The organism is Bacteroides sp., assembly GCF_029057325.1.
GTDB lineage: Bacteria > Bacteroidota > Bacteroidia > Bacteroidales > Bacteroidaceae > Bacteroides.
The window spans coordinates 1-11,066 of the sequence record NZ_JAICZW010000004.1 but is presented as its reverse complement, the minus strand read 5'-3'; the positions used below and the strand labels follow the sequence as shown (position 1 = coordinate 11,066).

Sequence of the window (11,066 nt, the reverse complement as noted above, 5' to 3'; positions counted from 1 at the left end):
TATATAGCTTTTCCGTCTCTCTAAAAAATATATTTCGGACATTTTTCTAAAAAAAGTCCGGTCATTAAGTTTTGTTAGGCAGGAAATGAACTATTTTTGCCGCATGAATGACTTTAGTGAAACATTGTTGGGCTGGTATGCGGAGCATAAGCGCGACCTCCCGTGGCGGAATATAGCGGACCCTTATCGGATTTGGATTTCCGAAATCATCTTACAACAGACGAGGGTAGTGCAGGGGTATGAGTATTTTTTGCGTTTTGTGGAACGATTTCCCGATGTGTGCTCGTTGGCTGCCGCTTCCGAAGATGAAGTGATGAAGTATTGGCAAGGATTGGGGTACTATTCGCGTGCTCGCAACCTGCATGCGGCGGCCCGGAGTATGCAGGGAACATTTCCGAAGAGTTACGAGGAAGTAAGGGCGCTGAAAGGGGTGGGGGAATATACAGCTGCTGCCATTTGTTCGTTTGCATACGGCATGCCCTACGCGGTGGTGGACGGGAATGTATATCGGGTGCTTTCCCGCTATTTCGGTATTGATACTCCCATCGATTCCACGGAAGGGAAGAAGGTGTTTGCCGCCTTGGCGGACGAGCTGCTTGACAAGTCGCGTCCGGCGGACTACAACCAGGCCGTGATGGATTTTGGTGCGGTGCAGTGCACGCCGCAAGCGCCAGACTGCCTCTTCTGTCCGCTTGCTAGCAGTTGTCGTGCGTTGGCGCAGGGGCAAGTTCGGCAACTGCCGGTGAAGCAGCATAAGCCGAAGGTGTCCAACCGTTATTTCAATTATATATATGTACGCATGGGCGCGCATACCTTATTACGTAAAAGGACAGAAAATGACATCTGGAAGAATTTGTTTGAGTTGCCGTTGATTGAGGCGGAGAGAGACTGGTCAGTTGAGGAGTTTCTTGCCTCCCCCCGGCTGCATTCGCTTTTTGCCGAGGGGGAGAGTCCGGTCATCCGTCCGTTGCAGCGCAACGTGAGGCATGTGTTGTCTCATCGGGTGATTCACGCCAATTTCTACGAAGCCATTTTGCCGGAGGGCTCCGCTTCTTTTGCGGGGTATCAGCGGATTAAGGCAGAAGATTTGGGAAACTATGCGGTATCGCGGCTGATATACGCTTTCTTGGAGAAATATCTATAAAAGTTGTCCGTATTTTTGCATAATGTGAATATTCTCGTTACTTTTGACCGCAAATTCTAAAAATAGAAGTTTATGTCAGTGAATAAAGTGATATTGATAGGTAATGTAGGCAGAGATCCAGAAGTGAGGTACCTGGATAGTGGGGTGGCAGTAGCCACTTTTCCTTTGGCTACTACGGAAAGGGGATATACGTTGCAGAATGGAACTCAAGTTCCCGAACGTACGGAGTGGCACAATATCGTTCTTTGGCGCGGGCTGGCAGAAACTGCTGAAAAATATGTGCATAAAGGAGATAAGCTATATATTGAGGGGAAAATACGTACTCGTTCGTATGATGATCAGGCGGGAATCAAACGTTATGTAACTGAGATTTTTGCAGATAGCATGCAAATGCTGACTCCCAAAGTGGCAACTTCTAATGCAGCCCCTTACGCTCCACAGGCGGCCACTCTCGGTGCATCTCCGGCACAACAGGCTGTGCAACCGCAGGCTGCTCCTGCACAAGATAATCCGACGGACGATTTGCCGTTCTAATTGTTTAACTAAAATCCGTATCTTTGGACCCAGACGCTTATTTATGCCAGTTGGCAGATGTTTTTAGCGGTATATCCGTACAGACTCCTTCAGTTGCGGCCATTGTGGCCATTGTGTTGGCAGGCTTGCTCCTGCTTGTTTCCGGTTTCGCATCCGCTTCCGAGATAGCTTTCTTTTCGCTCTCTCCCTCCGACCTGAGTACCGTTGAAGAGAAGAAGCATCCTTCGGACGAGAAAATCAGCATATTGTTGGAAGGCAGCGAGCGGTTGTTGGCTACGATTTTGATTACGAACAATTTTGTGAACGTAACCATTATCATGCTCTGCAACATCTTCTTCATGGATGTGTTCCGATTTCATTCGCCCATTGCAGAGTTCCTCATACTGACGGTAGTCCTCACGTTCCTGCTGTTGCTTTTCGGCGAAATCATGCCTAAAATTTATTCGGCACAGAAAACGTTGACTTTTTGTCGCTTTGCGGCTCCGGGCATCATGCTGTGCCGTTCCATATTCTATCCGTTGGCATCCATGCTGGTGCGTTCCACTTCTTTCCTGAACAAGCACATCGTGCGCAAGAACCACAACATATCGGTCAATGAACTTTCGCAAGCGCTGGAGCTGACCGACAAGACCGAGCTTTCGGATGAAAGCAATCTGTTGGAGGGTATTATCCGTTTTGGTGGCGAAACGGCGAAAGAGGTGATGACTTCCCGGCTGGATGTGGTTGATTTGGATATCCGGACGCCTTTCAAAGATGTGCTGAAGTGCATTGTCGATAATGCCTATTCACGCATTCCTATTTATGCCGACAGCCGCGACAACATCAAAGGCGTGCTCTACATCAAGGATTTGCTTCCCCATCTGAACAAGGGAGGCAACTTCCGTTGGCAGTCGCTTATCCGTCCCGCTTACTTTGTGCCGGAGACCAAGATGATAGATGACCTGCTGCGCGATTTTCAGGCAAACAAGATTCACATCGCCATTGTGGTGGACGAGTTCGGCGGTACGTCGGGCATTGTGACTATGGAGGATATCATCGAAGAGATTGTGGGTGAGATTCGCGATGAATATGACGATGAAGAGCGTACATACTCCGTGCTGAATGACCATACATGGGTATTTGAGGCCAAAACCCAGCTGACCGATTTCTATAAGATAACCAAGTTGGACGAAGAGACCTTCGATGAAGTGGCAGGCGAGGCAGATACCCTTGCCGGATTATTGCTCGAACTGAAAGGAGAGTTCCCCACCTTGCATGAGAAAGTGACGTATGACCGTTACGAATTTGAGGTATTGGAGATGGACAACCGCCGCATCCTGAAAGTAAAGTTCACCATGAAAGCTGAACAATGAAATTTGAAAATGGGGTAGGCTGTCCGAAACCCTTGTTGTTGCTTACATACTGTTATGTTTTCAGGCACGGATTACACGAATTGATAATAAGAATATTGTGAAATCCGTACTTGAAGAAAGCACAACGGAAATTCTCAGACAGCCTGAAATCATAATTCATAAATCTGAAATCCTAAATCCTTCATGCCTCTTTTTTTAGAACATACTACCTCTTCTTTCCGATGGGGAATTTGGAGAGTGGAAGAATCTCCGGAAGAACTATTGTCCATGCTTCCCCGTCAGGAAGTCTATAAGGAAGGTGTGCGGCGTTTCACGGCTGTGCATCGCCGTTTGGAGTGGCTGGCTGTCCGTGTATTGCTTTACACTTTGTTGGGCGAAGAGAAAGAGATAGCCTATTATCCTGGTGGGAAGCCTTATCTGGCAGACACTTCAGCTTCCTTCAGCATCTCGCATACCAAAGGCTATGTGGCGGTGGTCTTGGGAGAACCCGGACGGGAAGTGGGCATCGACATCGAGCAGTATGGCGAGCGTGTGCGGAAGGTGGCGCACAAGTTCATGCGCGAAGACGAGGTGGCATCGCCGTTTCGGGGCACCGATACTTGGTCGTTGTTGTTGCACTGGTCGGCCAAGGAGGCCGTGTTCAAGTGTCTGAACGCTTTGGAGGTGGATTTCCGCAGGCACATGCGGATGCTGCCTTTTGCGGTTTGTGAGGAAGGCTCTTTCTTTGCCGAGGAGTATCGCACGGTGGAGCGGCGGCGGTTCACTATCCATTACCGGCTGTTCCCTGATTTCGTCTTGACGCTTGCTCAGGAACACGGCTTCATCGAACGGAGGTGACTGCTCACCTATCGTGACACGTATAACCTATTCATTTTCAATGTAGGGATGCACCCCGGTGTATCCGAAATGCCTTTCCTCTCTTCTCGAAGAATCTACCACTTTTTATGCCTAAAGAAGAAGAACAGTGACATTCCCATTGCCAGCATCACTCCCCATGCCATCAGATAGCCGTGCTTCCACGATAATTCTGGCATCCATTCGAAGTTCATTCCCCATATTCCGGCGAGGAACGTCAGCGGAATGAAGATGGTAGATACGATGGTGAGTTGCTTCATGATGTCGTTCAGCCGTTGTTCGTTTTGGGACAGATACAGGTCGGCTATGGCTGTGATGAGGTCGCGGCAGCTTTCCATGGTTTGCAGGACGAACAGGAGGTGGTCGTTTATGTCGTTGAAGAAGGGGCGTTGCGATTCGTTAAAAAGTTCGTTGTCCGTATGGAACAATTTGTTGAAGTGCTCTTTCAGGGGGAATACGCTTTTCTTGATGATTCGGTAGTTCTTGCGGAATTGCTGTATGCTTTCTATGCCTGCCGGGACTTTGGCGCTGTCGGGGATAATCAGCGACTCCTCCAGGTCTTCCAGCTCGTCTTCCATTTGGGTGATGACGGACATATAATTTGAAATCACCTCGTTGATGATGACGCTTAAGAGATAATCCGATTGCTTTTGCCTTATCCTCAAGGTGTCGTTGTGGAGGGCCGAAACGATGTCGTTGAAGATATCCGACTCTCTTTCGGTGAATGTGATGATGTATGTTTGTCCTTGTATGATGCAAAGATGCAGGGGGTCATAATCATCCTGCTTGTTTTTGTGCAGCCGTTTCAGTATGATTACGTTATACCTGTCGTGCTCTTCTATTTTGGGAAGGTGATCGGAGTTCAGTATGTCTTGCCTTGTAAGGAAATCGATGTCGAATTGTTGGAAGACCTCTTTGAGGATGTTCGTGTCTTGCAGGCCGGTCACTTGTATCCAGTTCACGGCTTCCTTCCCTTTGAGCTCTTTCAAGGCGGACGGTTGTATGTCGTGATGGCAACTGATAAACTCTTTGTTGTATGAGTATAGGTTTATCCTGGTAGGAGTCTTATTCTCGCCTGTATATTTCAGTTGTTCGGTAAGAAGGTTGTTTTTAGCCATGGCCGATATGTCTTAGGATGCTTGCAAATATAACTCTTTTATTTAAGATTCAGTTTGAATTATATTAAAAACCTGTTGGCGGAATAAAATCAGCAAGGATATAACTTCTGCAATTTCCCCTATATTCCCCGTTTTGACAGATACTTGCGTCTGTCGTCTCAAACACATGTGTCTGTCAGCTTGAACACAAGTGTTTGTCACGTTGAACACAAGTGTCTGTCATGTTGAACACAAGTGTCTGTTAACGTATTTTTAAATATCTGATCGTTGGTGTATTCCTTTTATCCGCTACCTCTGCTCCCTGTCCGTTCCCTGTTTTCTCCCTGTCTATAGAGGCGGAATATATAAGGAGCAGGTAGGGAGCGGGTAGGGAGCGGGTAGGGAGCAGAGGAACGGTCTTTTTCTTTGAAGTCGAAGTGGATGAAGGGGAACTTGGTGAAATATGGATAAGTATTAAAAAAATACTTTATGTGTTGTTAAATCTAAAATGAAGGCTATTTAATAATCGTTTATGATTTTTTAAATATATTCTGTCGTGGATTTCTAAATTGTTTTATATGTTTGTAAACAAATCCAAATAATAATGCTTATGAAAAGAAATTATTGCTTATCATTAGTGCTGCTTGCATTGTTTGGGATGTCTGCGCCTTACGCTGCCAATGCGGCTGTGGAGGGTGTGCCAAGTTCCCAGAGTACTCAGCAAGCCAAGAAAATCACAGGTAAAGTAACTGACGCGGCGGGTGAGCCGATTATCGGTGCCAGCGTATTGGTGAAAGAACGCGGAACCGGTGCGGTGACGGACATTGACGGAAAATTCTCGGTAGAGGCGTCTGCCGGAAATACGCTGATGATTTCATTCATCGGTTACCGGACGATGGAAATCAAAGTTGCGGCTGCTTCCACTTATATAGTGACACTGCAAGATGACTCGCAGGCGCTGGACGAAGTGGTGGTGACTGCGATGGGTATCAAGAAGGACCGTAAGGCTTTGGGATATGCTATTGACGAAATGAGGGCTGACGAATTGATGAAAAACAAGTCGGCTAACCCGTTGACATCTTTGTCCGGTAAGATTCCGGGAGTAAATATTACACAATCTTCCGGTGCGGCCGGTTCAGGTGCACAGATTATTTTGCGTGGTGCTACATCTGTTTCCGAGGATCGTGATAGCCAGCCTTTGTTTGTTGTGGATGGTGTGATATATGATAACTCTTCATCCGTGGGAGGTAACTCGGCTTTTGATGGTTCTACAAATACTTCTACGACAACTTCCAACCGTGTAATGGATATCAGTCCGGAAGATATTGAAAGTATGTCTGTTCTGAAAGGTCCTGCCGCTGCCGCCCTTTACGGTTCGCGTGCAGCGAACGGTGTTGTCCTTATCACTACCAAAAAAGGTAAGACAGGACGTGTGGAAGTGAATCTTGCAGCCAAATATATCACTTCTTGGACTATTAAGACTTCGGAAGCCCAGACGCGTTATCGTCGTGGATTTATGGAAGACCAGTTTAAGGATGGTGTTTATCAAGGAGCTGTTTACAATGACTTTTCTTACAACTCTTGGGGTGACCATATGTCGGCTGGAGAAAAGACGTATGACAATATTGGTAACTTCTTCCAGAACGGTGGCGTTTGGGATACCAATCTGAGTGTGTCTGGTGGTAATGAAAAAGGCAATTTCTATTTGTCCGGTTCTTTCTTTGACCAAGATGGTGTAGTTCCCAATACCGGTTATACCAAATCGACTTTCCGTTTTAACGGCGAACAGAGGTGGAAGATGTTCACATTTGGTGCGAATGCTTCTTATTCGGAGGCCCGTACCGCAAAGACTCTTACGTCAGGTGGCCTTTATGGTTCAAGTGGTGATGGAGCAATGTCACGTCTGTTTGGGTTTGGAACAACTGATGACATGTCTCATTATCTGAATGAGGATGGTACTCGTTATCGTATGTTTGGTGACCGGCTGGATGCTGCCAGCGAAAGTGACAATCCTTATTGGATTATCAACAAGACATCGGTAAAAGATAAAACCATGCGTTTTACCGGTAATTTCAATGTGAAAGCTGATATTACTGATTGGTGGTGGGTAAGCTATCGCATGGGTATTGATAGTTATACGACTGATTATGCCAAACGGCTCGCAGCAGGTGGTGTGATGAAGTTGGCATGGCAGGATGGTATGATGAGTGACAATACGACCAACTACCATTATTTGAGCACTAACTTCCTGACTAATTTCAACAAACAATTCGGTGACTTTGGCTTCAATCTGTTGCTGGGTACCTCTACAGACAAGACTACCACCAAGCAGGATTATAGAATGGCTTATGGCTTTGAAGTTGATAACTTCTTCTCTTATGACAATGCTGCTGAGAATAACAAATCGTTCAAGTATTATACTTATGAGAAGCGTCTTGTCGGTGTGTTTGGTGAATTCCGTGCCGACTGGAAGAATATGGTCTTTTTGACTGTAACCGGGCGTAACGACTGGACTTCCACATTGGCTGCCAATAACCGTTCTTATTTCTATCCTTCAGTTGGAGGTTCTGTCGTATTTTCTCAATTCTTGCAAGATAAGGGGCTTTTGACGGATAATAGCATCCTTTCATTTGGTAAGGTTCGCGCATCATGGGCGAAGGTAGGTAAAGATACAAATCCTTATGGGTTGACTACCGCATTGTGGCCTGTGCATACATACCTAGGTGATAAAGTGGGTCTGGGTAACTCTTGGACGCGTGGTAATAAAGACCTCAAGCCTGAAATGACCGAATCAACAGAAATTGGTGTTGAATTGCATTTCTTCAAGAATCGCTTGAAACTTGACTACGCTTATTATACGAATAATTCTATTGACCAGATTATTTCTCCGCGTGGTCCTCAATCTACCGGTTATATCTTCTGCTCTGTCAATATGGGTAATGTGAAGAATAAGGGTATGGAGTTGAGCATCAGTGGTACACCTATACAGACTAAGAATCTGGAATGGGAAACGGGTATCAATATTGCCGGTAACCGTGGACGTCTGGAAGGACTTGCAACCGGAATGGATGTAATGTATGTTACGGATGTGCAGTACGGATATGCTAAGGCCGCTTCTTATTCAGAAGGTGCCTTTATGGGTATTGCCGGTACGCAATGGGTACGCAATGATGAAGGGCAGGTAATCATCGGTAAGAATGGTCTTCCTACCAAAGAATCTAATCCTACTTATATGTATTTGGGCAATCGTGAACCTAAGTTCACTGGTGGATGGACAAATTCACTTACTTGGAAGAACTGGTCGTTCAATATGTTGTGGGAATTCCGTGTAGGCGGTTATGTCTATAATGGTACGCAACAGATGATGGACAATTGCGGTACCAGCCAATATACGGCTGATATGCGAGATAAAGGAATCACGATAAGTGGTGTGCAGTTGCAGAATGGAAGTTATGTTCCTGTATCATATACCTATGAGTGGGATAAGAATTATACGATTGATGGAGTAGAGAAATCGGGTGCTACGATTATCGCTGACTATTATCAGAACTATCATCATTATGAGGTCGCCAACTATTTGACAAAAGTAAATAGTTTGCGTCTGCGTCAGATTTCGTTGAGCTACGACATACCCAAGTCAATCCTCAATAAGACCAATGTATTTAAACGTGCCGTTCTTTCGGCTTCGGCTACAAACCTCTTGTTGTTTACCAACTATAAAGGTGACCCGGAAGCTGCTGCGTCAGGTGCAGGTGTAGGTGGTTCTTCTTCTGTAGGTTTCGATTATTGCGGTGTGCCTTCAACAGCTAGCTTCGCATTTGGTGTAAACCTTACGTTCTAATTTTAAGTTGAATAAAAAAATAGTGACTTATGAAATTTACAAAATCTATCATATTGGGTATTGCCGCTTCGATGGCTATGGCTTCTTGTGACGATTGGCTGGATGTCAATACCAACCCTAATACTCCGACAGATGTGGATGCCGCTTATTTTCAGCGATTGCCGCATATTGAGTTCTATACGAATAGTGCCTATATGTTTGCCGGTATGCGAACAAATATGGGACTTGGTGACTGGACAATGAATTCGCGTACAAGTACTTATGGCGCATATTCGCAATGGGAAATGAGTACAGGGCCAGTAACTACCGCTTATCAATGGTGGTTTGTAGGTGCTGCATGTAACCTGAATGACATGATAGAATCGGCTACCGCTGCCGGTGCATGGCATTATGTGGGTGCTGCCTATTTGATTAAGGCGTATGGTTTCATGTTGATGACCGACCTTTATGGAGAGATGCCTTATACCGAGGCTTTGTCAACTACCAATACTCCGAAATATGATACCGGAAAGACTATCTTTAAAGGATGTCTTGAAGATTTAGACCTTGCCATTGAGTATTTATCCAAATCGCAAGATGGGCAGGCTGTGCCTTTGGCAACTGGAGATTACTATGCGATGGGTGATGTGAATAAGTGGATTAAGATGGCGAACTTGTTTAAGGCACGTTGGTTGGTTAAGCTGTCTAAGAAAGGTGCCGGTAGTGCTTCTGACCTGAAGTACGATGCCGATGCAATTTTGGCTTGTCTTGCAAAGGCTCAGACAAGTAACGCTGACAATGTTGTGATTGACCATCTTGACAATAATAGTTCTTCTCATGACGTTTTGGGATGGGATGAACCGGTTGATTATTGTCCACTTTATTCAGTAATCGGAATGAACTCCAACTATTTTGTAACAAAGATGTTGGTTGATAATTTCACTAATTTTGCAGGAAATGGAGTGGAAGACCCGCGTGCAAACCATATTATACCTTGGGCACGTTCTATGGAAACAGTCAATTCACCTGCCGGACTCAAATGGTCTGCAGATGGCAAGTGGCGTCGTTCGGAAGGCGTTGATATGAATACACTGATACGTACCGAAGGTGCTCCTTATGCAACGTCATGGGGTGATAAGACTCCTTGGGGTGGAACTGGCTTCTATTGCGATAGCGAGACACGTAAAGGTGATACTATTTACGTTCACCAACGTTCTGGTTCTAAGGGCTATTATGGTGGTCGAAGCTTGTTGATGTGGCATGATAATAAGAAGGGCATAGGGGATGACCGTTCCGCTATCTCCGGTACATTCCATACACGCGTATCGTCTCCCGGATGGTTGGCGACTTATCACGAGGCTTGTTTCATCAAAGCGGAAGTCCTGTTTAACAAGGGTGACCGTAATGGCGCATTCGAAGCTTATAAAGAAGGTATCCGTGCCAATATTGATTTGATGAATGAAAAATTAACGGCATGGGTAGCAGAAGACAATTCATTGGCTGATTGTCCTTCATTTGTTCCGATGGAACAAGCTGATATTGAAAACTACCTGGCTAATGGTATTGGTACAGTGGCTGATTTGACTTTGGGTAAGATAATGACTCAAAAGCACATGGCTATGATGTTCTCTGTAGAACAATGGAATGATATGCGCCGTTATGATTATGATGAAGAGATTTTCTTGAATTGGCATATTCCGGCAGAGTATTATAAGAATACTACTGCACAGACTCAGATTCCTTTGGGTAAGCATTTGCGTCGTTGGGCTCAATGTTCACATGAGAACAATTACAATTCTGATAATCTGAAAGCTATTGGTGCGGAAGTTCCCGGTGCAGATATGTCTGCTCCTAATTGGAATGCAGCAGCCAATGTTTGGTCTATCAATGTTTGGTGGGATTCTGACCAAGAATAATTAGAATATTCATTTTTTAAATTAGGAATTGTGAAATCTTTATTGATAACGATGCTGTTGGCGATATTGCCAATGGTAAATCAAAGGAGTAATGAGGTTACCATACAAGGAAATATAGATATTCGTCCGGGAGAAACAACTTATTTGGGAGCATATCCGTCTGATCCTTCTTATACATACGTATGGGACTTTGAGCAAAATAATGTAGAGAATTATTTTAGTTATTCTACTTCTGGGAATGGGATAACTATAACTCATCTGAATAAAACGAGGATTGCGCTTTTGGGTGTTTATTGTACGGTTTATGATGAGTCTGGAAATAATATTGGTATTGGATATACAGAAATT

The 11,066-nt window shown here is 45.1% G+C and carries 8 protein-coding genes; 7 read left to right on the top strand and 1 reads right to left on the bottom strand.

All coding sequences use genetic code 11. The features are described from left to right. Positions 1–103: 103 nt before the first annotated feature. The 4 genes from mutY to K2G43_RS00130 all read left to right on the top strand — a co-directional run bounded on the left by mutY (position 104) and on the right by K2G43_RS00130 (position 3,867). Complete coding sequence (gene mutY / locus K2G43_RS00145; protein ID WP_300152532.1) at positions 104–1,144, top strand: A/G-specific adenine glycosylase; 1,041 nt, start codon at positions 104–106, stop codon at positions 1,142–1,144. A gap of 72 nt (positions 1,145–1,216) precedes the next feature. Further along, complete coding sequence (gene ssb, locus K2G43_RS00140) at positions 1,217–1,678, top strand: single-stranded DNA-binding protein (protein ID WP_300152530.1); 462 nt, start codon at positions 1,217–1,219, stop codon at positions 1,676–1,678. A gap of 23 nt (positions 1,679–1,701) precedes the next feature. Further along, positions 1,702–3,030 (top strand): gliding motility-associated protein GldE, encoded by a 1,329-nt coding sequence (gene gldE, locus K2G43_RS00135; protein ID WP_297643766.1) that lies wholly within the window; start codon positions 1,702–1,704, stop codon positions 3,028–3,030. A gap of 183 nt (positions 3,031–3,213) precedes the next feature. Then, entirely contained in the window at positions 3,214–3,867 is a 654-nt protein-coding gene (locus tag K2G43_RS00130) for a 4'-phosphopantetheinyl transferase family protein (protein WP_300152528.1), read from the top strand. Positions 3,868–3,962: 95 nt separating this feature from the next. On the opposite strand, the gene corA is transcribed toward K2G43_RS00130, so the two are convergent. After that, a complete protein-coding gene (gene corA / locus K2G43_RS00125) occupies positions 3,963–5,003 on the bottom strand; it encodes a magnesium/cobalt transporter CorA (RefSeq protein WP_300152526.1) in 1,041 nt (346 codons plus the stop codon). A 589-nt stretch (positions 5,004–5,592) separates the two neighbouring features. Between corA and K2G43_RS00120 the strand changes: the two genes are divergently transcribed. From K2G43_RS00120 to K2G43_RS00110, 3 genes are all read left to right on the top strand, one after another. Further along, entirely contained in the window at positions 5,593–8,823 is a 3,231-nt protein-coding gene (locus K2G43_RS00120) for a SusC/RagA family TonB-linked outer membrane protein (RefSeq protein ID WP_300152524.1), read from the top strand. A 29-nt stretch (positions 8,824–8,852) separates the two neighbouring features. Further along, on the top strand, positions 8,853–10,718 hold the full coding sequence (locus K2G43_RS00115) for a SusD/RagB family nutrient-binding outer membrane lipoprotein (protein ID WP_300152522.1): 1,866 nt from the start codon (positions 8,853–8,855) through the stop codon (positions 10,716–10,718). 30 nt (positions 10,719–10,748) lie between these two features. Next, positions 10,749–11,066, top strand: a 318-nt coding sequence (locus K2G43_RS00110) for a hypothetical protein (RefSeq protein ID WP_300152520.1), incomplete at its 3' end; no start/stop codon positions are given.

Bases quoted from the DNA above. Each gene is read 5' to 3' on its own strand.
- mutY (WP_300152532.1), top strand. From the start codon at position 104: ATGAATGACTTTAGTGAAACATTGTTGGGCTGGTATGCGGAGCATAAG.
- ssb (WP_300152530.1), top strand. From the start codon at position 1,217: ATGTCAGTGAATAAAGTGATATTGATAGGTAATGTAGGCAGAGATCCA.
- K2G43_RS00130 (WP_300152528.1), top strand. From the start codon at position 3,214: ATGCCTCTTTTTTTAGAACATACTACCTCTTCTTTCCGATGGGGAATT.
- corA (WP_300152526.1), bottom strand. From the start codon at position 5,003: ATGGCTAAAAACAACCTTCTTACCGAACAACTGAAATATACAGGCGAG.
- K2G43_RS00120 (WP_300152524.1), top strand. From the start codon at position 5,593: ATGAAAAGAAATTATTGCTTATCATTAGTGCTGCTTGCATTGTTTGGG.
- K2G43_RS00115 (WP_300152522.1), top strand. From the start codon at position 8,853: ATGAAATTTACAAAATCTATCATATTGGGTATTGCCGCTTCGATGGCT.